Genomic DNA, 23626 nt, shown 5'->3' with positions numbered 1-23626 from the left:
ACCGACCAGCCGGAGGTTGTGATCATGGATGTACAAACCCTGCGTGCCGAAGCCTTCAAAGCCCTGCACGAGCGCGATGGCGCGTTCGTCATCCCCAACCCGTGGGATGCCGGCTCCGCCAAGCTCCTGGCAAGCCTCGGCTTCGAGGCGCTGGCTACCACCAGTGCAGGCCTTGCCTTCAGCCTTGGGCGAGCGGATGCCGAAGCGGCGCTGAGCCTGGACGAGATACTCGACAACGCCGGGATGATCGTCGATGCCACTGCCTTGCCCGTTGCCGCCGACCTGGAAAATGGTTTTGGTGACCTGCCTGAAGACTGTGCCCACGCCATCCTGCGTGCCGCTGAAGCAGGGTTGGTCGGCGGCTCGATCGAAGATGCCAGTGGGCGCAGCGACGCGCCGATCTATGACCTGGGCCTGGCCGTAGAGCGGGTGAGGGCTGCAGTGCAGGCAGCGCGCAGCCTGCCATTTCCCTTCATGCTCTGCGCCCGCGCGGAAAACCTGCTGCACGGGCAAATGGACCTGGATGACACCATCCTGCGTCTGCAGGCTTATGCCGAAGCGGGCGCCGACGTGCTCTATGCGCCGGGTTTGCGCACTGTCGAAGAGATTCGCGCGGTGGTACAGGCGGTGGCGCCTAAACCTGTCAATGTGCTGATGGGGCTGGCGGGTGTGCCATTGAGCGTCAATCAGTTGCAGGACTTGGGCGTACGCCGCATCAGCGTGGGCTCTTCACTGGCCCGTGCGGCGCTAGGTGCGTTTCAGCGCGCGGCATTGGAAGTTCGTGACCAGGGTACGTTCAGCTATGGTGAGCAGGCGTTGCCGTTCGCCCAGCTCAACGACCTGTTCCGGCGCTGAAGCGCGGTGCGCGCATTGGTGCTGCTGTGCGGGCTGCTGCTGGTAGCAGGCCTTTTATGGCAGTGGGGTTGGCGCCTGCCGCAGGCCTGGGATCCGTGGGCAGCACTGGACGTTCGTCAGCCGCCGAACCTGCTGACGCCCTATAAGCTTTCGCGTCTGCGTGATGACCCGCAGTTGTGCCGCCAAGCGTTGGCGACCACCAGCCTGCGCTATCGGGCGCAGGCCGATAGCCCGGCATCGGCCAATTGCCCGTTGCAAAATGTCTGGCGTATAGAACAAGGCCAGGCGCGGTTGAGTAGCAGCTTCCTGGCCAGTTGCCCGTTGGCGGTGGCCTATGCGCTGTTCGAAAAGCATGGCTTGCAACCTGCAGCGCAGCAGGTGTTTGGCCAGCCGGTGGCGCAGGTCGATCATCTGGGCAGCTTCGCCTGCCGCAACGTCTATAACCGCAAGCAGGGCCGGCTCAGTCAGCATGCCACCGCCAATGCGCTGGATATCAGCGGCTTTCGCCTGCAGGACGGGCAGCGGATCGTGCTGGCGCGGGACTGGCAGGCAGGCGGGCAAAAGGCGGCATTCCTGCGGCAAGTGCAGCAAGCAGCCTGTAAGAGCTTCAGTACGGTGCTGGGGCCGGAATACAATGCCGCCCACCGCAATCACTTTCACCTGGACATGGGGCTGTGGCAGATCTGCCGTTAAGCTCAGGCGTGGATGCGAACGTTGTTCAGCACCACCGGGCGCGCCCAGTGGATGTCGAACTCCAGATCGTTCTGCTGCTTGGCCATGGTCGCTGCGTCGAATGGCTCCGGCGCGGGGTCGAGCAGGCCCGTCTCGAACTCGGCGATAGGCAGGTGCAACGGGCGCGGGGAGGGCGCAGGGCCTGGCTCGGCAAGCGGCTGACCCTGGCTCATGACCACTGGGCGCAGCCAACTGTTGCTGATGTCCAGTTGGCGCTGCTGCTGAATCATCTCGGCGGCGCTGAATGGCTCCGGCGCTGGCTCCAGCAGGTTGGCTTCCAGCTCAGCCTTGGGCAGGAACAGAGGCTCGGGTGGTGCAACGATGGTGTCGTGCACGGGGCAGGCGCGTTGGGCATCGATCAGGGCCAGGGCCCTGGCCCCGCCAATCGGCTCGCCGCTGATTTTGTCGTACTGCGCCAGCGCCTGATGGGTGCTGTCTGCCTCATCCCCTTGCTGCTCGGCCATGGCGCGGGCAAAGAAATCCTGCCACAGGTGGCTGACGCCTCCCAGTGCCTGGGTATTCTGCCGACCGTAGTTGCCGACGGGCGACAGGTAGGTCAAGCCGATGGGAAGAGTATCTGTCATGGCAGTCGTGCGCGTTGTGCTCTGGCAGAATAGCGGGATATTGCCTGTATCGGCCGATGGTGCCGATTCATTAAGGGCTTGGTTCGAATTTTCAGGTGTGGATGATGGAAGAGCAAGGCACGGGTATCAGAGTCGAAGCGATGTCGGCTGAATATGCGCAACAGGCTACGGCATGGGCCGAGCGCCTGGGCCTGCCGCTGCAGGACGATGCCGCCGGTTTCGCTGTGCAGGTGGGCGCCGATGGCTTGCAGATCCAGCAGTTGGGCCCGCAGGCACCCGGGCCAGTGCGGGTGGACTTCGTCGAAGGCCAGGCAGCGCATCGGCGCCAGTTTGGCGGTGGCAACGGGCAGATGATCGCCAAGGCCGTGGGCATCGCCCAAGGCGTGCGGCCACAAGTGCTAGATGCCACGGCGGGTTTGGGCAAGGACGCGTTCGTGCTGGCCAGCCTGGGTTGCCAGATGACCCTGATCGAGCGCCAGCCGCTGATAGCCGCCTTGCTGGAAGACGGCCTGACGCGAGCCCGGTCGGATGACGAGGTAGGGCCTATCGTCGGCCGCATGCGGCTGCTGACAGGCAACGCCATCGAGCGTATGCGCAGCTGGGAAGGGGAGGCGCCGCAGGTGATCTACCTTGACCCCATGTTCCCGCACCGGGACAAGAGCGCCCTGGTGAAAAAGGAAATGCGCGTATTCCGGCCATTGGTCGGCGATGACCTGGATGCCCCGGCTTTGCTCGAAGCCGCGCTGGCGCTGGCCAGCCACCGGGTAGTGGTGAAGCGGCCGCGCAAGGCGCCGATCATTGATGGACCAAAGCCGAGCCATAGCCTGGAAGGCAAGTCGAGCCGGTATGATATTTATCCGAAGAAGGCGTTAAAAGTTTGATCGCAACTGCGAAACCATTTTGTCAGTCTTGCCTCAAGGCTAACTCACGATATTGCGGAGTCTATCTACTTCCTTGTCGACGTAATTACCGGTGAAATCAAGGAAATTTTGCGATGCTGGCCTGATTTTCGGCCACGTATTCGACGGCTGACCTAGCATGCTGGAGAGAGTAGCTGAGGTAGGGGCAACTTCGCTCCTGCTTGCAGCTTTGATTTTTTCAAACCTGTTTTCTATATCTTCCCAGAATGTTGAGTTTATCGAGGCGATTGACTCCCTGTGGCTTGCCGGGCGGATGTATCGAGTTCTGCCCTTGATTGTTACAGGCGTAAGACTCATTAATATGGATTCTTGGAGGGTAGCGTTGAGAATTCTTTGTTCACCTTTTCCAAGTTCGCTCTGGTGGGCTTTTGTCTCCCTCATCCCCTTCACTTTTTGGCTCGTAATGCGTTTTTCAAGTATTTTGTATTCTCGGCGTGTGAGGTTGGGATTTTGCTGATTCAGGCGACGAGAGATTTTATTTGCGCTGTATCCTCCGGTCATGAATTTTACTATCGAAAACATGCCGCTAGGATCCGATCTGTTAATAGGATCATTCATGCAGTAAGCGTAAGCATTGATCCCCCCCCTTTCAAATGGCGACAAGCTATCTGCACTGTGAAAGCGCATCAGTCCTGGATTGAAAAGGCGGTGTCCATTACCCAGCATGTAGCCTATGGCAGAGGGCAACCAGCTCTGGCCTGTGAATCGAGATAACAATGGGCTGGCAGACGGGCGACTGTCATTACCGTAGGGAGCGTAGGCGATGGTCGTCTGGCTTTCTGAGAGAATGTTGACTGTTGACTCTTGTGCATCAGTGGCCAAGAGGCTTGTTTGCGAAGGCAGGCCTGTCGTTTCGCATAGGTTCTGGTCATTGGCGCTGAGCACTGTCTGGTGAACACTGCTTGTATATAACGTCGAAAGCTTATTGCCTTTGTAAAAAATCTTCAGTTTTGGCGCTGTCATGGGGTGAGCTCATATTCGCAGATTCAATACGAGCTTGCTGAAGAATTGCATGGTTGACTACTGACAAAAATGCCAGGTAGTCATGTTGGTTAAACAGGCTCTGGCGGATTTGTTTAGAGTTGGAACGCCCGCAAGAACACCCCCACCACCTCGCGCACATGCGCCTCGGCCTCATCTCCCTCCAATGGCCCTGCACACCCCAGCAGCAACCGGTAATCGGGCGCTCCTTTGACCAGGCAGAAGAAGTGCTCGGCCGCGTGCAACGGGTTGTCGATGCGCAACAGGCCGCGCTCGGCGACTCCGCGCAACAGCCCTTCCATGCCCGCCAGCACCCGTTTCGGCCCGGCTTCGTAAAAGAACTCGCCAAAGCTTGGGTCCTGACTGCCCTGGGCCATGATCAGGCGGCTCAACTTGACCGCCTCATCACTGCTGATCAACGCCTGGAAGCCCCGGGCAATGTTCAGCAACACCTGTTCGACGGCCGCGCCCTCGGGGTACTCGAACATCAGGTCGGGTAGCTGATTCTGGCAGGTAGCCATGACCGCAGAGCCAAACAGCGTCTGCTTGTCGTTGAAGTGGCTATAGACCGTCAGTTTTGAAACACCTGCCGCCGCAGCGACCGCATCCATGCTGGTGTTGGCATAGCCGAGGCTGAGGAACAGCGTCTTGGCCGCTTCGAGGATCGCCTCGCGCTTGGCCAGGTCCTTGGGGCGACCTGGGCCGATGGGTGCGTCGTTGGGCATTGGAATCCGTGTCTGGTTGAAGGGGCCCCCATCTTACCGGCTCGGTTGCCTTCCGGCTTCAGGGAATGGCCCATCGTTAACGTTGATTTTCTTTCCGACGCTGGCTTTCCGGCTTCGGTTCCCTGATTTAATATACTCGACAGTATAAATATTCGATGCGCTCGTCGCGAAAGGATTCATCATGTTGCGTCATGCCTTGTGCCTCGCTCTGCCTGCCGCTGCCGCCTTGCTGCTGGCGGCCTGCGGGCAGGAAGCCGCCCCGCCCACTGCTCCGCGCCCGGCGCTGGTGGTCCAGCCGCAACCGGCCCAAGCCTCAGCCGACAGCTACCCTGGCGAGGTGCGAGCGCGTTTCGAGCCGGAGCTGGCGTTCCGCATCGCTGGCAAGGTCAGCAAACGCCTGGTCGAGGAGGGGCAGCGGGTCCAGGCCGATCAGCCACTGGCAGAGCTCGACCCCCAGGACGTGCGCCTGCAACTCGAGGCCAACCGCGCCCAATTGGCGGCCGCCGAGGCCAACCTGGCGCTGGTGCGCGCCGAGCGTGACCGCTACCGCAAGCTGCTGGATCGGCAGATGGTCAGCCACTCTCTGTACGACAATGCCGAAAATCTCTACCGGGCCGGGCTCGCGCGCCTCAAGCAGGCCAAAGCCGAGTTCGACGTGGCTGGCAACCAGGCCGGATACGCCGTGTTGCGTGCGCCCCAGGCCGGCGTGATCGCCAAGCGTCAGGTCGAGGTCGGCCAGGTGGTGGCTGCCGGGCAGACGGTGTTCACGCTGGCGGCCGACGGTGAACGCGAAGTCGTCATCGGCCTGCCGGAGCAGCAGTTCGCCCGCTTCGCCGTTGGCCAGCAGGTCAGTGTCGAGCTGTGGTCGCGGCGCAATGAGCGCTTCCAGGGCCGTATCCGTGAGTTGTCGCCCGCAGCCGACCCCCGTTCCCGTACTTTCGCCGCACGCATCGCGTTCAACTCGGCCAAGGTGCCCGCCGATCTTGGGCAGAGCGCACGGGTATTCATCGCCCATGACGGGCTGATCCCGCTGGCTGTACCTCTCTCGGCGATTACCGCTGAAAACGGCCAGGCGTACGTCTGGCGAGTCAACCAGGACCGTCGACTGGAGCGTGCCGTCGTGCGTCTGGGGCCTTATGGCAGTGACACTGTCCCCGTACTTGAGGGCCTGAACCCTGGCGACTGGGTGGTTGCCGCCGGCGGCCACGTGCTGCGCGAAGGGCAGGAGGTGCGGCCGGTGGACCGTACCAACCGTGTGGTGAACCTGACGGCCAAGGAGTAAGTCCCGATGGGTTTCAACCTTTCCGCCTGGGCGCTGCGCAATCGCCAGATCGTACTGTTCCTGATGATCCTGCTGGCTGCCATTGGCGCCATGTCCTACACCAAGCTGGGGCAGAGCGAGGATCCACCCTTTACCTTCAAGGCCATGGTCATCCGTACCCTGTGGCCGGGGGCCACGGCCGAGGAAGTGTCGCGCCAGGTCACCGAGCGCATCGAGAAGAAGCTGATGGAAACCGGCGAGTACGAGAAAATCGTCTCGTTCTCGCGCCCCGGCGAATCGCAGGTGACCTTCATGGCCCGGGACTCGCTGCATTCCAAGGACATCCCCGAGCTGTGGTACCAGATCCGCAAGAAGGTCGCGGATATCCGCCACACCCTGCCCCCGGAAATCCAGGGGCCGTTCTTCAATGATGAGTTCGGCACCACCTTCGGCAACATTTATGCGCTCACCGGCACCGGCTTCGACTATGCGGTGCTGAAGGACTACGCCGACCGCATCCAGATCCAGCTGCAACGGGTCAAGGACGTGGGCAAGGTCGAACTGATCGGCCTGCAGGACGAAAAAATCTGGATCGAGCTGTCCAACCTCAAGCTGGCCACCCTGGGCGTGCCGCTGGAGGCCGTGCAGCAAGCGCTGCGGGAGCAGAACGCGGTGAGTACCGCCGGCTTTTTCGAAACCCCCAGCGAGCGCTTGCAACTGCGCGTCAGCGGGCAGTTCGACAGTGTCGAGCAGATTCGTCAGTTTCCCATTCGGGTAGGGGACCGTACCTTCCGTATCGGCGATGTCGCCGAGGTCTACCGTGGCTTCAATGACCCGCCTGCGCCGCGCATGCGCTTCATGGGCGAAGACGCGATCGGCCTGGCCGTGTCGATGAAAGATGGCGGCGACATCCTGGTGCTGGGCAAGGCACTGGAAGGTGAGTTCGAACGCTTGGCGCGCAACCTGCCGGCCGGCATGCAGCTGCGCAAGGTCTCCGACCAGCCGGCGGCGGTCAAGGCGGGCGTGGGTGAGTTCGTCCAGGTGCTGGTCGAGGCGCTGGTCATCGTGCTGTTGGTGAGCTTCTTCTCACTTGGCCTGCGTACCGGTTTGGTGGTGGCCCTGGCGATACCCCTGGTACTGGCGATGACCTTTGCCGCCATGCACTATTTCGGCATCGGCCTGCACAAGATCTCGCTGGGCGCGCTGGTATTAGCCTTGGGCCTGCTGGTGGACGACGCGATCATTGCCGTGGAAATGATGGCGATCAAGATGGAGCAGGGCTTCGATCGGTTCAAGGCTGCCAGTTACGCCTGGACCAGTACGGCCTTCCCGATGCTGACCGGTACGCTGATTACCGCTGCCGGCTTCCTGCCGATTGCCACGGCAGCGTCGAGTACGGGTGAGTACACCCGCTCGATCTTCCAGGTGGTGACCATCGCGCTGATCACCTCATGGGTGGTGGCCGTGGTGTTCGTACCTTACCTGGGTGAACGGTTGCTGCCGGACCTGGCCAAGCTGCATGCCGCCCGTCATGACGGTAGTGGGCATGCGCCAGACCCCTATGGCACACCGTTCTACCAGCGTGTGCGACGTGTGGTGGAGTGGTGCGTGCGGCGGCGCAAGACGGTCATCCTGCTGACCATCGCAGCTTTTGTCGGCAGCATTGCGTTGTTCCGCTTCGTGCCGCAGCAGTTCTTCCCGGCGTCTGGCCGCCCAGAGCTGATGGTCGACCTGAAACTGGCCGAGGGCGCGTCGCTGGGCAACACCACCGAACGGGTCAAGCAATTGGAGGCCCTGCTCAAGCAGCAGGATGGCATCGACAACTATGTGGCCTACGTGGGCACGGGGTCGCCGCGTTTCTATCTGCCATTGGACCAGCAACTGCCCGCCGCCAGTTTTGCCCAGTTCGTCGTGCTGGCCACGTCCATGGAGGAGCGCGAGCGCTTGCGCAGTTGGCTGATCAACACTGTGGACCAGCAATTTCCTGACCTGCGTGCCCGCGTCACCCGCCTGGAAAACGGCCCGCCCGTGGGCTACCCGGTGCAGTTCCGGGTCACGGGCGAGCATATCGAGAAGGTGCGCGCCCTGGCCCGCGAAGTCGCGGACAAGGTGCGCGAGAACCCGCATGTGGTGAACGTGCACCTTGACTGGGAAGAGCCGAGCAAGGCGGTGTTCCTGGCGATCGACCAGGACCGTGCGCGCGCACTTGGCGTAAGCACCGCGCACCTGTCGAGCTTCCTGCGAAGCTCGCTCACCGGCACCACGGTGAGCCAGTACCGGGAGGACAACGAGCTGATCGAGATTCTTTTGCGCGGCACGCAGAAAGAACGTGGCGAGCTGGGCAACCTTGGCAGCCTGGCGTTGCCCACCGACAACGGCCAGAGCGTTGCGCTATCGCAGGTAGCGACCCTGGACTATGGCTTCGAGGAAGGCATCATCTGGCACCGTAACCGCTTGCCGACGGTGACCGTACGCGCCGACATCTATGACAAGCAGCAGCCGGCGACCCTGGTCAGGCAGATTGCCCCGACCTTGCAGGAGGTCAAGGACAAGCTGCCTGATGGCTACCTGCTGGAAGTGGGCGGCACAGTCGAGGACTCCGAGCGTGGGCAGAAGTCGGTGAACGCCGGTATGCCGTTGTTCATCGTAGTGGTGCTCAGCTTGCTGATGATCCAGCTGCGCAGCTTCTCGCGCACGGTGATGGTGTTCCTCACGGCGCCACTGGGGCTGATCGGCGTGACCTTGTTCCTGTTGGTGTTCCGCCAGCCGTTCGGCTTCGTCGCCATGCTTGGCACCATTGCCCTGGCGGGGATGATCATGCGCAACTCGGTGATCCTGGTGGACCAGATCGAGCAGGATATCGCCTCGGGGCTGGACCGTTGGCAGGCGATCATCGAGGCTACCGTGCGACGCTTCAGGCCGATCGTGCTGACCGCACTGGCGGCGGTGCTGGCGATGATTCCGTTGTCCAGAAGCGTGTTCTATGGGCCGATGGCGGTGGCGATCATGGGCGGGTTGATCGTTGCCACGGCGCTGACCCTGTTGTTCCTGCCGGCATTGTATGCGGCGTGGTTCAGGGTGAAGAAGGGCTGAAGGCTGCGGGGGAGGGCGTCGCCCTCCCTTCGCGGATCACAGGGCGCCAAATACCTTCTTGGCCAGGCTGGTAGCCGCCTGTGCTGGGTTCTGACGAATGCTCTGTTCTTGTTTGGCGATCATTTCAAACAGGCCGTCGAGGGCTTTTTCGGTCACATAGCTCTCGACGTTGGCACTCTTGGCATCGCCCAGGCCCAGGGCTGACGCCTGGCCGGCAAAGCTGTTGTATTGTTGAACCACGCCAACCTTGTCGGTCGCCGCCTTGACGATGGGCAGGAACTTGGCGCGGATCTGCTCCCGGCTGCTCTTGTTCAGGTACTGGGTGGCCGAGTCGTCACCGCCGCTGAGAATGCCCTTGGCGTCGGTCACACTCATGTTCTTCACCGCGTCCACCAGGATCGCCTGGGCCTGCGGCACCGCCGCTTCAGCGGCCTTGTTCATGCTGTCTTCCAGGGCGGTAACCTCATCACCTTTGCCAAACATCTTCATGGCTTTGGCGGCTTTGCCGAGGTTGCCTGGCAACTCGATGCGTACGTCGGGGTTATTGCTGAACCCGCCTGGGGTGCTCAGTTGCTTGACGGCGAGCTGCGCCCCTTGGGTCAGGGCATCTTTCAGGCCGCCGGTGGCGTCTTTCTGGCTCAGGTCGCCAAGTGACAGGGCCAGCGCGCTGGCCGACAGCAGCAGGCCGGCGCACAGGGTGGTCAAGCGCAGGGAGGAGCGAATCATGAAGCTTTCCTTTTAAACAGAAGTAGGCGGGGATCAGCGCACCGGATCGACTTTGATCCGTACTGGCTGCTCATCGCTGCCGTCGAGTTTGACCCCATGATGCTCGGTGTTGATGAACAGCAGCTTGCCGTTCAGCTCGATGCGGGCGCTCACCGCGTAGCGGTGGCCAGGCTTGACCTGGGCTGGGTCATACGTGAGGTGGAACGGCAGCGGCACGTTGCCTTTGACCGGGCCGGCCTGGCGGGCCAGGGTCACCGCAGGGGCGTCCATCAGCGACACGTCTTGCAGTTCGACACTCAAGGTGGCGCTGGGCGGCAGGGCAATGCGCTGCAGGTAGAAGACTTCACCGTCCAGGCTGGCCTGTGGCGATGGGGTGTGGCTGGAACAGGCTGCGAGCAGGGATGCGCAACACAGCATAACGAGCTTTTTCATGGAATCTCCGTTGTCCTTGGGCTGGCTTGTGGCCAAGCCCAAGGACTTTAACGGATTTTTCCGGTTGATGATGCCTTAGAGGATCGATGCTTCCAGCGCATGTTCACGGTGCAGCGCCACCTGCCGGATCGAAAGGCGCAGCTCTGCCGACAACACACGCTTGGCCACTCCTTCGGCGAGTTCGCCAAGTTTGTCGTGGTAGCCCAGTTTGCCGTTGCCATCCGGGCGCAGCACACCTTGCTCGACCAAGGTCTGGATGAAGTGGCGGAACAGCGTCTTGTCAAAGAACTCGGGGGCGTTCAGGCCATGCAGTATCGACAGGCGCTGGGCCATCATCACGCAGAGGTCTTCCAGTGCTTCGGCGCTAAGGGTGTTCTGGCCGCTGTTGAGCAACAACGAGGTGGCCATGTAGAAGCGCTGCAGAGTCTGGGTGATGGTGCGGGCCAGCAGCGTCAGCAAAACGAACTGGCGCGAACTGGGGGCCGGGCGCACGTACACATCGTTTTCGCGGCGCAGCAGGCCCTGTTCGACCAGTGCCGCCAGCCACTGATCGATCACCTCGTCCAGTTGCTCGGGTGCCCAGCGCAGGAACAGTTCGGCCTGCAGGTACGGGTACAACGCGTGTACATACTGCCCGAGCAGTTCACGGCTCATCCGTGAGCTGCTGTGGAAGAAGCTCGCCAGTAACGCCGGCAAGGCAAAGATGTGCAGGACGTTGTTGCGGTAATAGGTCATCAGCACTGCATTGGCTTCATCCAGGTAGAGGATGCGGCCAAGGGCGTCTTTTTGTTCCGCCAGCAGGTTCATGCCCCTGACATGTTCGATCAGCGCCTGGCCGTCACCTTCGGGCAGGGTGGTGTGCTGCGAATAGGGGACCTTGCGCAAAAGGGCCAGGTACAGGTCCAGTACCCGGGTCAGGGCACTTTCGTCCAGGGCCAGGCGGCTGGTGGAGAGCAGTGCCAGGGCTACCAGGTTGACCGGGTTGACCGCTGCGGCTTCGTTGAGGTGACGGGCTACGGTCTCACCCAGACGGGTGGTGGTCTCGTTCAGCCAGGCCGGACGGAACTGCGGGCCAAGTGCCTGTTCGCGCCAGCCGGGTTGCTGTTGGTCGAGAAAGCCTGCCAGGCGGATCGGTTCGCCGAAGTTGACGTAGACCTGGCCGAAGCGTTGCTTCAGCGCGCCGATGACCTTGAATATGTCGAAGATCGACTCTTTCTTCTTGCTGGCGCCACGCAGTTCACCCAGGTAGGTGCGGCCTTCCAGTACCCGTTCGTAGCCGATGTACACCGGCACGAAGACGATCGGTGTGCGCGATGAGCGCAGGAAGCTGCGCAGGGTGATCGCCAGCATCCCCGTGCGCGGTTGCAGCATGCGCCCGGTGCGCGAGCGCCCGCCCTCGACGAAGTACTCGACCGGGAATCCCTTGGTGAACAGGGTATGCAGGTATTCGTTGAACACTGCGGTGTACAGCGGGTTGCCCTTGAACGTGCGGCGCATGAAGAAAGCGCCGCCGCGGCGCAGCAGGCCGCCGATCACTGGCATGTTGAGGTTGATGCCGGCAGCAATGTGCGGTGGCGTCAGGCCGTTGCGGAACAATAGGTACGACAGCAGCAGGTAGTCGATGTGGCTGCGATGGCACGGTACGTAGATAACTTCGTGGCCCGGCGCGATGCCTTGCACCTGCTCGATGTGGTTGACCTTGATACCGTCGTAGATCTTGTTCCAGAACCAGCTGAGTACCACTTCCAGGAAGCGGATCGCGGTGTAGGTGTAGTCCGAGGCGATCTCGTTGCCGTAGCGCAGGGCCTGTGCTTCAGCCTTGGCCACGGGAATGTTTTCCCGTTGGGCTTGTTCGCCGATGGCCTGGCGAACCAGTGGTGCGTGCACCAGGCCTTTCACCAGATTGCGCCGGTGCGAGATGTCCGGGCCGATCACTGCAGTCTTGAGGTTGCGAAAGTGTACGCGCATCAGGCGTTGGGCCATGCGCACGGTGCGCTCATGGCCTTTGTTGTGCTGCACCAGGTCACGCACCTGGATCGGCGCCGAGAACTGCACGCGGGTCTTGCGCCCCAGTATCAGGATGGTCAGTAGCCGGCGCAGGCGCCCGGTTACCGCCCAACTGTCGGCGAACAGCAATTTCCACGGGCTCGATTCGCTTGCAGGCGTCTGGCCCCAGAACACACTGACCGGGATGATCTGTGCATCTTCCTCGGCATGCTGGCTGACTGCTGCAATCACACGCTCAAGGGCAGGAGGTGCGCCGCGCTTGTCTTGGCGGCCGAGCCAGTCCGGGTCGGGGGTGAGGTAGAAGAAACCGGCCGGCTCGTGCAGTGTGCCCACAGCTACCGGCAGTACCGGGCGCGGCAGCCCCGCCTTGGTGCACTCGTGGTCGAGTACGGCCAGGTCGGTGAGCGATGGCGAGGGCAGGGCATAGAACACCGGGCGGCTGCGGTCGAGTTGCAGGCTCATGGCGGACTGATTGATGGTCTCGGAGCGCACCCACAGGTACAACAGGCGACGCAGAGCGCCGAAGATCAGGCGGCGCAGGGGAGAACGGGTCATGGGGTGTGTGCCCTGGGTGTGATTTTTAGTAAGTGTGCAATCAGTTAGTCTGCCGTATCGGCGTAAGTTCAGCAAAATCCTGCAAAGGGCGCGGCGGTCATGAAAATTATTTGTTCTGTGTCATATACTCGGCCTGCCACTTGCAGGATATTTCGGCAAGCGGCGTCGGCACGGGGAGGAAACCCTGTGTCTACAAGGCGATCTTCACAATAAAAATCCGGAGTAGTTCAGATGTCGTCTCGTGAGACTGGGAATGTAAAGTGGTTCAACGATGCCAAGGGCTTTGGCTTCATTCAGCGCGAAGGTGGTGCGGATGTGTTCGTCCATTATCGGGCGATCCGCGGTGAGGGGCATCGTACCCTGGTCGAAGGGCAGCGGGTCGAGTACTCCTGCGTGCAGGGCCAGAAAGGCCTGCAAGCCGAGGACGTGGTAGGGCTCTAAGTCCCAAACCTCAAGCCTCAAGCCTCAAGCTGCAAGTTGACCGTGTAACTTGCAGCCTGATGCGAACCCTCTTCTAGCTTGCCGCTTAAAGCTTGCCGCTCACGAGGTACGCCAGGTGATTTCCTCTTCACCGTCAGCGCTGATGCGGATCCAGCGATCGGCATCTTCCTCGCCATCTTCCTCGACCCAGCCACCCGGCGCGCAGCGCACTTCCACGCCCAGTGCGGTGAATGCGGCGCGGGCGCAGGCGAGGTCATCGTCCCATGGGGTCTGGTCGCTTTCCAGGTAAAGGCTGTTCCATTTCCCTACAGCCTTGGGTAACCAGGTGACCGGAATGTTACCGGCCTTGCATTTGAAGGTCTGGCCTTTCTGCTGCCATTCGCTGCAGGGGCCGATCGCTTCGCCGAGCCATTGGGCAATCTGCTTGTGGTCGACGTCAGCGTCCTTCAGGTAGATCTCGATATCAGGTTGGCGCATAAGGGCTCCGGGTGTGCTCAGTCTTGGCGCACGAAATAGTCATAACGCATGGAAACCGTGACGTCGAAGGGCTCGGCCTGGTCGATCACCCGCGCGCGTTTCTCGGCACTGGCGCGCCAGCCGTGCGGGGTCATGGCCAGCAGGTCGGCGCGGGCTTTGGGTGCAGCCAGGCTCAGCCGGAACGCCAGGGTTTCGCTGTGGGCATGGGCCATGCCCTGCGGTACCAGGGCCAGGTGTTTGTCGTCGGCATAAGGGCGAACTTCATCGTAGAGCACTTCGCGCAACTCCATCAGGTGGCCGCTGGTCGGGCCCACCCGCATCAGGCCGCCACCCGGGCTCAGCAGGCGCTGGGCCTCGGCCCAGTCCAGCGGGCTGAAGACGCTGGCGATGAACTGGCAACTGGCATCGGCCAAGGGTACGCGGGCCATGCTGGCGACCATCCAGGTGACCGAAGGCTCGCGGCGGCAGGCGCGTTTGACGGCTTCGCGCGAGATGTCCAGGGCGTAGCCGTCAGCCTGTGGCAGGGCCTGGGCGAGCTGCGCGGTGTAGTAGCCTTCGCCGCAGCCGATGTCGAGCCAGGCACCGGGCTGGCGCTCAGTGGCCAGCTCGGCCAGGCGGCGGGCCACGGGCGCGTAATGGCCGGCATCGAGGAAATCCCGGCGTGCTTCGACCATGGCCTGATTGTCGCCAGGGTCACGGCTGTTCTTGTGCTGCACAGGCAGCAGGTTCAGGTAACCCTGGCGGGCACGGTCGAAGCGGTGGCCGGCCGGGCACACCACACCGTTGTCGAGCCGCGTCAGGGCCGCATGGCAAATAGGGCAGGCGAGCATCAGGCGAGCAACCGCACCAGGGTCTGGTAGTAGATCTCGGTCAGCAGGTCGAGGTCGCTGGCCAGGATGCGCTCGTCGACCTGGTGGATCGTTGCATTGACCGGGCCCAGTTCAACGACCTGGGTGCCCATGGTGGCGATGAACCGGCCATCGGACGTACCACCGCTGGTGGACGGCTGGGTATCACGGCCGGTGACGCCCTTGATGCTGGCCGACACGGCATCGAGCAGTTCACCGGGTTCGGTCAGGAATGGCAGGCCCGAAAGCGCCCAGTCGATCGACCAGTCCAGTTCATGCTTGTCGAGGATTGCCGATACTCGCGCTTGCAGGCCTTCGACCGTCGACTCGGTGGAGAAACGGAAATTGAACAGCGCGGTCAGATCGCCAGGTACCACATTGGTGGCGCCGGTACCGGAGTTGAGGTTGGAGATCTGGAAGCTGGTCGGTGGGAAGAACGCGTTGCCTTCATCCCAGTGTTCGGCGGCCAGCTCTGCCAGCGCCGGCGCGGCCAGGTGGATCGGGTTGCGCGCCAGGTGCGGGTAGGCCACGTGGCCTTGTTTGCCGCGCACGGTCAGTTTGGCGCCGAGCGAGCCACGGCGGCCGTTCTTGACCACGTCACCGAGCAGGGTAGTGCTCGACGGCTCGCCGACGATGCACCAGTCCAGGCGCTCGTTGCGTGCGACCAGGCGCTCGACCACGGCCTTGGTACCGTGATGGGCCGGGCCTTCTTCATCGCTGGTGATCAGGAACGCGACCCTGCCGCGGTGGTTCGGGTAGTCCTGCACGAAACGCTCACTGGCGACCACCATGGAGGCCAGGCTGCCCTTCATGTCGGCGGCGCCGCGACCGCAGAGCATGCCGTCGGCATCGATCAGTGCCTCGAACGGCTCATGCTGCCACTGCTGCACCGGGCCGGTGGGGACCACATCGGTGTGGCCGGCGAAGCACAGCACCGGACCGTCCTGGTTACCATGGGTGGCCCAGAAGTTGTCGACGTCCTCGATGCGCATCGGTTCGAGCTGAAAGCCCACGGCGCCCAGGCGCTTCATCATCTGCGCCTGGCAGTCGGCGTCGACAGGGGTGACCGAGGGGCGACGGATCAGGTCGCAGGCCAGTTGAAGGGTAGGCGAGAGCTCGGCTGGGGCCGTCATGGGGAACTCCGGGGCAAGGCAAGGCGGAAAAACGAGGGGCGTTATCTTATATCAAACAAGGGTTGTCGGCACGGGGCATTGGGCCGCTGCGCGGCCCCGGCATCCTCAAGCCTCCTGAGGCTCGGCCATCTTGTGCTCGGGCTTGGGCAACGACGACAACAGAGCCATGACCAGCGCCGCCAGGTATGGCAGTGACTGCACCAGCAGCATCGCGACCCAGAACCGCATGTCCGAGCTCGGCAAACCTTGCACCAGGTAGATCCCGGCTGCCGCGCCCCACAGCAGCAACATGATGAACAGTTCTTCGCGCGCTTCGGCAATCGCTACCAGCAATCCATGGCTATCGGCATTTTTCGGCGTGCGGAAGAACGGCATGCTGCTGGTGAAGAACCCGTACAGCACCGCCTTGGCGATGGTGTGCGACAGCGCAAGCCCGGCCAGCGCCGCTGCGAATGCGTCCTTGAGGTTGACCCCGACCGCTCGGCGATAAAGGAAGATGATCTTGGCTACCTTGAAGAAGAACAGCGCCAGGGGCGGGATGGCGAAGATCATCAGGGGTGGATCGACCCGGTGCGGCACGATGATCATCGCCGCCGACCAGAGCAGGGCGCCGACAGTGAAAAAGATGTTCATGCCATCGGCGACCCATGGCAGCCAGCCAGCCAGGAAATGATAGCGCTGGCCACGGGTCAGCTCGCTGCCCTTGCCGCGCAGCAGGGCGGCGGCGTGGTGCTTGATGATCTGGATGGCGCCATAGGCCCAGCGGAAACGCTGCTTCTTGAAGTCGATGAAGGTGTCGGGCATCAGGCCCTTGCCATAGCTGTTGTGGGCGTAGGCGGCCGACAGGCCTTTTTCGAACACCCGCAGGCCCAATTCGGCGTCTTCGCAGATGCACCATTCGGCCCAGCCCAGTTCTTCTAGCACGCTGCGCCGGGTCATGGTCATGGTGCCGTGCTGAATGATCGCGTCACGGTCGTTGCGGGTGACCATGCCGATGTGGAAGAAGCCTTTGTACTCGCTGTAGCAGAGCTTCTTGAAGGCGCTCTCGTGCTGGTCGCGGTAGTCCTGCGGCGACTGCACCACGGCGATCTTCGGGTCGGCGAAGTGCGGCACCATGTGCTTGAGCCAGTTGCGGTCCACGCAGTAGTCCGAGTCGATCACTGCGATCACTTCGGCATCCTTGGCGGTGTGCGGCAGCAGGTAGTTCAGCGCGCCGCCCTTGAACCCGGCCAATGGCGCGACGTGGAAGAACTTGAAGCGCTCGCCGAGCTTTTCGCAGTGGGCCTTGAGCGGCTCCCACACGGCTGGGTCCTTGGTGTTGTTATCGATCACCAGCACTTCGTAGTCCGGGTAGTCCAGCGCGGCCAGGGCGTCGAGGGTCTGTTTGACCATCTCTGGCGGTTCGTTGTAGCAGGGTACATGCACCGAGACCTTGGGTCGGTAGGCACTGTCGCCCTGCACCGGCAGAAACTCCCGGCGGCGTTTGTGAATCCACACCGCCTCGGCCAACTCGTGCGCTTCGGTCAATAGCACGATGAACACGCCGAGTGCGCCCAGTGCCAGCAGTACGCCGACAGTCAGGCTGAACCAGGTGCTGTACTGCTGGCTGTAGTCGTAACCGATCCACACCAGCACTGACCCACAGAGGAAGGTAATGAAGGTGAGGAACGTCCGGCCGCGTTGGCGCAAGGCTGAGCCGTCGATCAGCAGTACGGTGAGGGCGAGCATTGCCAATACCACCGAGGCGACCGCCAGCGCACGCCATTGCGGTATCGCCACCACCGGCCCTTCAAAATTGAATTTCTGCTGGCGTTCGGCATTGAATACGCCCCAGTAGGCGCCTACCGAGCCCTCGTCACTGGCTTTCCAGGGTTGGTCGTAGGCTTCGATGACGAAATAGTTGTAGCCACGGCGGTTGAGGGTGTTGACCAGCGTGCGCAGGTAGATGGCCTGGTCGGCCTGGGTGGCGTCGGCGCCGCCGCGCATGCGGCCGTTGCTCGGCCAGCCGACTTCCGAGAGCAGCAATGGCTTGCGCGGGAACTGCTGTTTCAGCTCACGGGCCCGATCGAGGACGAACTCCACGGAATCCTTCATGGGCACGAACTCCCAGTAGGGCAGGATGTGCGCGGCAATCAGGTCGACGTGCTTGGCCAGTTCCGGGTGTTCCTTCCAGATGTGCCACTGTTCACTGGTGGTTACCGGCACCTTGACTGCGGCTCGCACCCGGTCAAGGTACTGGATCAGTGCTTCGGGCGTGACCTCTTCGCGGAACAGCGCTTCGTTGCCGACCACCACGCGAACCACGCTGCGCGAGGTGTTGGCCAGTTCGATGGCCGTGGCGATCTCACGCTCGTTGCGCTCCAGGTCCGGGCTGATCCAGATGCCCAGGGTGACGCGAAGCCCAAGCTCCTCTGCCAGCTGCGGGATATCGGCCTGGGTGCCTTCGACGGTGTAGATACGGATGCTGTCGGTCAGCTTGTTCATCTGCTCCAGGTCTTGGCGCATCTCGGCGTCGCTTGGGTATTGGCCTTTTTGCGGGCTCTCCCCCAGACGGAATGGCGAGTACGAGAAACCTGATATCTGCTCAGGCCAGGCTGGCGCGGAAACCGGCCGATTGATCAGCGCCCAGAACCCGGTGAACAGTGCGGCGATGGCCAGGACAATCACCAGGTTCAAGCCGAATTTGCGAGATGACATTGTCGTCCATATCTGTCGAAGTAGTAGGACATTAAAGCAGGATCAGTAGGTGTTTTCCTAACGATGGAGGTCATCCGCGCTGCTGGCCTATAATGCGCGCCGTTTTAGCGGTATGAGCCTCGGGGTACGAACATGAGCACAGAAGATCCACGCTTTGCAGGCGTTGCCCGGCTGTACGGCGACGAAGGGCTGCAACGCCTTAACCAGGCCCATGTGGCGGTCGTCGGTATCGGCGGGGTGGGCTCCTGGGTGGCCGAGGCGCTGGCGCGCAGTGGCGTGGGTGAGATCACCTTGTTCGACCTGGATGATGTCTGTGTCAGCAACACCAACCGCCAGGCCCATGCCCTGGAAGGGCAGGTGGGGCGCCCCAAGGTCGAGGTGATGGCCGAGCGCCTGCGGGCGATCAACCCGGCCTGTACGGTGCATGCGGTGGCTGACTTCGTCACCCGCGACACCATGGCTGAGTACATCACCGAGCAACTCGATTGCGTTGTCGACTGCATTGACAGCGTGATGGCCAAGGCGGCGCTCATTGCCTGGTGCCGGCGGCGCAAGATCGCGATCGTTACCACCGGCGGAGCAGGTGGGCAGATCGACCCTACACAGATTCAGATCGGCGACCTCAACAAAACCTTCAACGACCCGTTGGCATCGCGGGTGCGTTCAACCCTGCGGCGCGACTACAACTTCTCGCGCAACGTCAGCCGCAATTATGGGGTGCCATGCGTGTTCTCCAGCGAACAACTGCGCTACCCCAAGGGCGATGGCAGTGTGTGCCTGCAGAAGAGCTTTGTCGGTGAGGGGGTGCGCCTGGACTGCGCCGGGGGCTTTGGCGCGGTGATGATGGTGACCGCGACCTTTGGCATGGTGGCGGCGAGCAAGGCGGTGGAAAAGCTGGTGGCTGGCGCCCGGCGGCCGTCGGAGCGGGTCAAGGCCGAGTAAGGCGCGCGGTCGGTGCTGGGTTCAGTTGGCTGAAACCAGCTCGGCCATCCGCAGTAGCACCGCATGCAAGCCATTGCTGCGCGATGGCGACAATTGCCGCTCCAACCCCAACCGGGTAAACCACTCGCGCAGGTCAAGCGCCGCCAGCTCGCGGCTGTCGAGCCCTTGTACCCGCACCAGCAGCAATGCCAGCAGGCCACGCAACAACCGCGCATCACTGCTTGCCTTGAACTGCCATTGGCCGTCGTGCTGTTCAGCTACCAGCCATACCAGGCTTTCACAGCCGTGAACGCGGTTGTGCTCGCACTTCTGCGTATCGCTCAGCGGTTCCAGTTGCTCACCCATCTGCATCAGAAGCCGTGCACGCTGCTCCCAGCCGCGGGCGTGCCCGAAGCGCTCCAATGCTTCCTGGGCGTGTACTGGCAGGTTCATCGCAGCAGCTCCAGGCCTTGATCGAGGGCATCGAAGAAACGTTGCAGGTCATCGCTGTCGTTATACAGGCCCAGTGATACCCGAATAGCACCTTCGAGCCCCAGCCCTTTGAGCAGTGGCATGGCGCAATGATGGCCGGCACGTACGGCAATGCCCTGCTCTGTCAGCAGGTGGGCGATGTCGGCATTGTGCACGCCGTCGATGACAAAGCTGGCCAAGGCAGCCTGTGGTGTGCCCAGTACCCGCACCCCCTCACGGTCGGCAAGCCCGCGCAGCAGGTGATGGTGAAGGTGGGTCTCGTGGTGCTCGACGGCCTGGCCATCGAGGCTGGCCAGGTAATCGAGCGTTGCCCCCAGGCCGATCACCCCGGCGATCGGTGGTGTGCCTGCCTCGAAGCCCAGCGGTGCCGGGCGGAAGCTGGCACTCTGGTAGTCAGCCAGTTGCACCATTTCACCGCCGAACTGCCAGTGGCGCAGCAGTTCCAGCGCCTGCGCACGGCCATACAGTACGCCGACGCCTTCCGGGCCATAGAGCTTATGGCTGGAGAATACATAAAAATCACAACCCAGCTGCTGCACATCGTGGCGGCCATGCACCACGCCCTGAGCGCCATCGACCACAGTCAGCGCCCCTCGGGCGCGGGCATGGGCGAGTAACGCTGGCAGCGGCTGCCAGGTGCCGAGCACATTGGACAACTGGCTGACCGCCAGCACGCGAGTACGTGGGCCAATCAACTGCAGCGCCTGGTCAAGGTCGATGCGGCCATGCTCATCCAGTGGCAGTACCACCAGGCGCAGGTTGCGCCGCCGCGCCAGTTGTTGCCAGGGCAGCAGGTTGGCGTGGTGCTCCAGCGCACTCACAGCGATTTCGTCGCCTGCCTCGAAGCGGTGTTCCAGGCCATAGGCCAACAGGTTCAGGGCCGAGGTGGCGCCGTGGGTAAAGATGACCTGCCTCGATTCGGCGGCGTTGAGCCAGGCGGCGACCTTGTCGCGGCTGGTTTCAAACGCTTGTGTCGCCAGCGCGCCGGGCAGGTGCTGGGCACGGTGCACGTTGGCTGCGCCGTGGCCGTAATAGTGGCTCAGGGCATCGAGCAGGGCCTGGGGCTTCTGGGTGGTGGCGGCGCTGTCCAGGTAGGTCTGGTGCTGCCGTTGCAGGGCGGCGATGGCGGGGAAATCGGCACGCCAGGGGGAGGGCTGGAACATGATCACGGGGCCTGGAATGAAAATCGGGTCTGGCGTGAGTGCGCCAGACCCGATCTTAACACTTCGAACCCTTCGGGAGTTCTCAGTTGTGGGCGTGCAGCGCCTCGTTCAGCTCGATCGCCGATTTGTGCGTCTTGCACTCTACGGCGCCGTTGAGCGAGTTGCGGCGGAACAGCAGGTCGGTCTGGCCAGCCAGGTCGCGCGCCTTGACCACTTTGACCAGCTCATTGTTCTCGTCGAGCAGGTTGACCTTGGTGCCGGCTGTGATGTACAGGCCGGCTTCGACGGTGTTGCGGTCGCCCAGCGGGATACCGATGCCGGCGTTGGCGCCGATCAGGCAACCTTCACCGACCTTGATGACGATATTGCCGCCACCGGACAGGGTGCCCATGGTCGAGCAGCCGCCACCCAGGTCCGAGCCCTTGCCGACGAATACGCCGGCCGAGACACGGCCTTCGATCATGCCCGGGCCTTCGGTGCCGGCATTAAAGTTGACGAAGCCTTCGTGCATGATGGTGGTGCCTTCGCCGATGTAGGCGCCCAGGCGCACGCGGGCGGTGTCGGCGATACGCACGCCGGCCGGGACCACGTAGTCGGTCATCTTCGGGAACTTGTCCACTGAGAACACTTCCAGCAGCTCGCCTTTGAGGCGCGCTTCCAGTTGCAGCTCGGCCAGCTCGGCCAGGTCGACGGCGCCCCGGTTGGTCCAGGCGACGTTCGGCAGCAGCGGGAAGATGCCTGCCAGGCTCACGCCGTGCGGCTTGACCAGGCGGTGCGACAACAGGTGCAGCTTGAGGTAGGCCTCTGGGGTCGAAGCCAGGGCAGCGTCTTCGGCCAGCAGGGTGGCGACCAGCGGCTTGTGGCTTTCGGCCAGGCGGGTCAGCAGGGCAGCCTGGGCGGTATCGATGCCTTTGACGGCTTCGGCCAGTTGCGCGGCCTGGGCATTGCTGAAGGTGATGGCCTGGTTGCCACCTTCATAACCGAGGATCGGCGCGACGGCGGCGACCAGCTCGGCGCTCGGCTTGAGCAGTGGCTGTGCGTAGAACACTTCCAGCCAGGTGCCCTGGCGGTTCTGGGAGCCGACACCAAAGGCCAGGCTGAACAGGGTATTGGACATGTGATTACCTCGTGCGAAATAGGGTGCGATGCGTAGATGGACTCAGGCCAGCGCAGCGGCGTACAGGTCAGGTTTGAAACCGACCAGGGTGCGTGCGCCAAGGTCGAGCACCGGGCGTTTGATCATCGACGGCTGGGCCAGCATCAGCTCGACGGCCTTGGCCTGGTCGAGGTCGGCCTTGCTGGCATCGTCGAGCTTGCGGAACGTGGTGCCGGCACGGTTGAGGATCACTTCCCAGCCGTGCTCGTCGCACCAGCGGTTCAGGCTGTCACGGTCGATGCCTTGAGTCTTGTAGTCGTGGAATTCGTAGGCGATGGCTTGGTCTTCGAGCCAGGTGCGCGCTTTTTTCATGGTGTCGCAGGCTTTGATGCCGTAGAGCGTGTAGGTCATTGTGTGCATTGGGGCCACAGGCTGCCCCAATCTCTCCATTGCCGAATGTCAGTCGCGCGATTATGCGGGAACGACTCTTTGAGCGCCACGGGTGGGGCTAAATGGGCGCACTCGGGGGGAGGGGGCGTCCCAGTGGCCCTGTTAAGGCTCACGCCATGCCCTGCCAGCCCAACTCCAGTATCATCATGTTACATATTCATCCGCCTCCTGCGACTTTCGTGCAGCGGCCCATGATTACCCCACCCCGCTAACATAGTGCTTCTGTGGCGATTTTTCGCCCTGGATTGACTTCGGTTCACAAAGGAAGCTTTAACGGATGCAGTCAGCCTATACCGTCCTCATCCTGCTGACGCTGGTAAGCGTGTCGAAACTGGTCGGGCGGGTGATCCCCTTGCCGCTGCCGCTGGTGCAGATCGGAGCCGGTGCGCTGTTGGCCTGGCCGACCCTGGGGCTGCATGTGGCCCTGGACCCTGAGCTGTTCCTTTTCCTGTTCCTGCCGCCGTTGCTGTTTGCCGACGGCTGGCGCATCCCCAAACGCGAACTGTGGCGCATCCGCGGGCCGGTGGTGGCACTTGCCGTGGGGCTGGTGCTGTTCACGGTGGTCGGCGCCGGCTACTTCATCCATTGGCTGCTGCCGAGCATCCCGCTGGCGGTGGCCTTTGCCCTGGCGGCCGTGTTGTCGCCTACCGACGCCGTGGCAGTGTCGGCCATCACCCAGGACCGCCTTCCCACTCCGCTGATGCGCATGCTTCAGGGTGAGGCGCTGATGAATGACGCCTCTGGCCTGGTGACCTTCAAGTTCGCGCTGGCAGCGGCGATCACCGGCGTATTTTCTTTGGCCGATGCTAGCTTCAGCTTTGTCCTGGTTGCCATCGGCGGGCTGGCGGTTGGTGTTGCCCTGAGCTGGCTGATTGGCAGGCTGCGCGCCTGGATGATCGCACGTGGCTGGGATGACCCGGCCACCCACGTGGTTTTCATGCTCTTGCTGCCGTTTGCCGCCTATGTACTGGCCGAGCGCCTTGGGGTGTCGGGCATCCTCTCGGCGGTGGCCGCCGGCATGATGCAGAGCTGGCTCG

The 23626-nt window shown here is 62.6% G+C and carries 22 protein-coding genes; 8 read left to right on the top strand and 14 right to left on the bottom strand.

The window, feature by feature from the left end; genetic code table 11:
- The first annotated feature begins 24 nt into the window (after positions 1-24).
- Positions 25-855 (top strand): oxaloacetate decarboxylase, encoded by an 831-nt coding sequence (locus tag BLX42_RS13845; RefSeq protein WP_161871996.1) that lies wholly within the window; start codon positions 25-27, stop codon positions 853-855.
- A 6-nt stretch (positions 856-861) separates the two neighbouring features.
- Complete coding sequence (locus BLX42_RS13840) at positions 862-1548, top strand: extensin family protein (protein WP_046784336.1); 687 nt, start codon at positions 862-864, stop codon at positions 1546-1548.
- 2 nt (positions 1549-1550) lie between these two features.
- Here BLX42_RS13840 and BLX42_RS13835 read toward each other — a convergent pair whose 3' ends face one another.
- Positions 1551-2171 (bottom strand): hypothetical protein, encoded by a 621-nt coding sequence (locus BLX42_RS13835; protein ID WP_046784335.1) that lies wholly within the window; start codon positions 2169-2171, stop codon positions 1551-1553.
- A 104-nt stretch (positions 2172-2275) separates the two neighbouring features.
- On the opposite strand from BLX42_RS13835, the gene BLX42_RS13830 reads away from it, so the two are divergent.
- Entirely contained in the window at positions 2276-3052 is a 777-nt protein-coding gene (locus BLX42_RS13830) for a class I SAM-dependent methyltransferase (protein ID WP_161871995.1), read from the top strand.
- A gap of 39 nt (positions 3053-3091) precedes the next feature.
- On the opposite strand, the gene BLX42_RS13825 is transcribed toward BLX42_RS13830, so the two are convergent.
- Positions 3092-4054 (bottom strand): RHS repeat-associated core domain-containing protein, encoded by a 963-nt coding sequence (locus BLX42_RS13825; RefSeq protein WP_161871994.1) that lies wholly within the window; start codon positions 4052-4054, stop codon positions 3092-3094.
- 113 nt (positions 4055-4167) lie between these two features.
- Positions 4168-4797 carry a TetR/AcrR family transcriptional regulator gene (locus BLX42_RS13820; RefSeq protein ID WP_046784333.1) on the bottom strand — a complete coding sequence of 210 codons (630 nt, stop codon included), beginning with the start codon at positions 4795-4797 and terminating at the stop codon, positions 4168-4170.
- A gap of 181 nt (positions 4798-4978) precedes the next feature.
- Between BLX42_RS13820 and BLX42_RS13815 the strand changes: the two genes are divergently transcribed.
- Together BLX42_RS13815 and BLX42_RS13810 are read left to right on the top strand one after the other, a co-directional pair.
- Positions 4979-6079 (top strand): efflux RND transporter periplasmic adaptor subunit, encoded by a 1101-nt coding sequence (locus BLX42_RS13815; protein ID WP_046784332.1) that lies wholly within the window; start codon positions 4979-4981, stop codon positions 6077-6079.
- 6 nt (positions 6080-6085) lie between these two features.
- The gene (locus tag BLX42_RS13810; RefSeq protein ID WP_115274027.1) at positions 6086-9151 is read left to right on the top strand and encodes an efflux RND transporter permease subunit; all 3066 of its coding nucleotides are present in this window, start codon (positions 6086-6088) and stop codon (positions 9149-9151) included.
- A gap of 36 nt (positions 9152-9187) precedes the next feature.
- Here the strand turns inward: BLX42_RS13810 and BLX42_RS13805 are convergent, their stop codons facing one another.
- The 3 genes from BLX42_RS13805 to plsB form a co-directional block, all read right to left on the bottom strand.
- Entirely contained in the window at positions 9188-9877 is a 690-nt protein-coding gene (locus tag BLX42_RS13805; RefSeq protein WP_046784330.1) for a DUF4197 domain-containing protein, read from the bottom strand.
- A gap of 33 nt (positions 9878-9910) precedes the next feature.
- Positions 9911-10309 (bottom strand): YbaY family lipoprotein, encoded by a 399-nt coding sequence (locus BLX42_RS13800; protein ID WP_046784329.1) that lies wholly within the window; start codon positions 10307-10309, stop codon positions 9911-9913.
- A 75-nt stretch (positions 10310-10384) separates the two neighbouring features.
- Positions 10385-12871 carry a glycerol-3-phosphate 1-O-acyltransferase PlsB gene (gene plsB, locus BLX42_RS13795; RefSeq protein WP_161871993.1) on the bottom strand — a complete coding sequence of 829 codons (2487 nt, stop codon included), beginning with the start codon at positions 12869-12871 and terminating at the stop codon, positions 10385-10387.
- Between the two features lie 231 nt (positions 12872-13102).
- On the opposite strand from plsB, the gene BLX42_RS13790 reads away from it, so the two are divergent.
- Entirely contained in the window at positions 13103-13312 is a 210-nt protein-coding gene (locus tag BLX42_RS13790; RefSeq protein WP_012315914.1) for a cold-shock protein, read from the top strand.
- Between the two features lie 99 nt (positions 13313-13411).
- Here the strand turns inward: BLX42_RS13790 and BLX42_RS13785 are convergent, their stop codons facing one another.
- The 4 genes from BLX42_RS13785 to BLX42_RS13770 form a co-directional block, all read right to left on the bottom strand.
- Positions 13412-13789, bottom strand: coding sequence for a hypothetical protein (locus BLX42_RS13785; protein ID WP_161871992.1), 378 nt, complete (start codon positions 13787-13789; stop codon positions 13412-13414).
- A 17-nt stretch (positions 13790-13806) separates the two neighbouring features.
- On the bottom strand, positions 13807-14619 hold the full coding sequence (locus BLX42_RS13780) for a putative RNA methyltransferase (RefSeq protein WP_161871991.1): 813 nt from the start codon (positions 14617-14619) through the stop codon (positions 13807-13809).
- On the bottom strand, positions 14619-15770 hold the full coding sequence (gene dapE, locus BLX42_RS13775) for a succinyl-diaminopimelate desuccinylase (RefSeq protein ID WP_119687674.1): 1152 nt from the start codon (positions 15768-15770) through the stop codon (positions 14619-14621). Before dapE ends, BLX42_RS13780 begins: the two co-directional genes overlap by 1 nt.
- Positions 15771-15875: 105 nt before the next feature.
- The gene (locus BLX42_RS13770; protein WP_119687673.1) at positions 15876-18467 is read right to left on the bottom strand and encodes a glycosyltransferase; all 2592 of its coding nucleotides are present in this window, start codon (positions 18465-18467) and stop codon (positions 15876-15878) included.
- A gap of 132 nt (positions 18468-18599) precedes the next feature.
- Here BLX42_RS13770 and tcdA point away from each other — a divergent pair, with 132 nt between their 5' ends.
- On the top strand, positions 18600-19409 hold the full coding sequence (gene tcdA / locus BLX42_RS13765; RefSeq protein WP_039601802.1) for a tRNA cyclic N6-threonylcarbamoyladenosine(37) synthase TcdA: 810 nt from the start codon (positions 18600-18602) through the stop codon (positions 19407-19409).
- 21 nt (positions 19410-19430) lie between these two features.
- Here tcdA and BLX42_RS13760 read toward each other — a convergent pair whose 3' ends face one another.
- The 4 genes from BLX42_RS13760 to BLX42_RS13745 all read right to left on the bottom strand — a co-directional run bounded on the left by BLX42_RS13760 (position 19431) and on the right by BLX42_RS13745 (position 22550).
- Positions 19431-19841: a SufE family protein gene (locus BLX42_RS13760; protein WP_119687672.1), complete on the bottom strand. Its 411-nt coding sequence runs from the start codon at positions 19839-19841 to the stop codon at positions 19431-19433.
- On the bottom strand, positions 19838-21043 hold the full coding sequence (locus BLX42_RS13755) for a cysteine desulfurase (RefSeq protein ID WP_161871990.1): 1206 nt from the start codon (positions 21041-21043) through the stop codon (positions 19838-19840). The genes BLX42_RS13760 and BLX42_RS13755 overlap by 4 nt, the downstream gene beginning before the upstream one ends.
- Positions 21044-21125: 82 nt before the next feature.
- Entirely contained in the window at positions 21126-22160 is a 1035-nt protein-coding gene (gene dapD, locus BLX42_RS13750) for a 2,3,4,5-tetrahydropyridine-2,6-dicarboxylate N-succinyltransferase (protein ID WP_161871989.1), read from the bottom strand.
- 42 nt (positions 22161-22202) lie between these two features.
- Entirely contained in the window at positions 22203-22550 is a 348-nt protein-coding gene (locus BLX42_RS13745; protein WP_075043977.1) for an ArsC family reductase, read from the bottom strand.
- Between the two features lie 316 nt (positions 22551-22866).
- Here BLX42_RS13745 and BLX42_RS13740 point away from each other — a divergent pair.
- Positions 22867-23626 (top strand): cation:proton antiporter (locus tag BLX42_RS13740; RefSeq protein ID WP_178110738.1); only part of this gene is annotated, 760 nt, incomplete at its 3' end.

The organism is Pseudomonas sp. SG-MS2 (assembly GCF_009933855.1).
GTDB classification, from domain to species: Bacteria; Pseudomonadota; Gammaproteobacteria; order Pseudomonadales; family Pseudomonadaceae; genus Aquipseudomonas; species Aquipseudomonas putida_E.
This window is presented reverse-complemented; position numbering and strand designations above follow the sequence as displayed.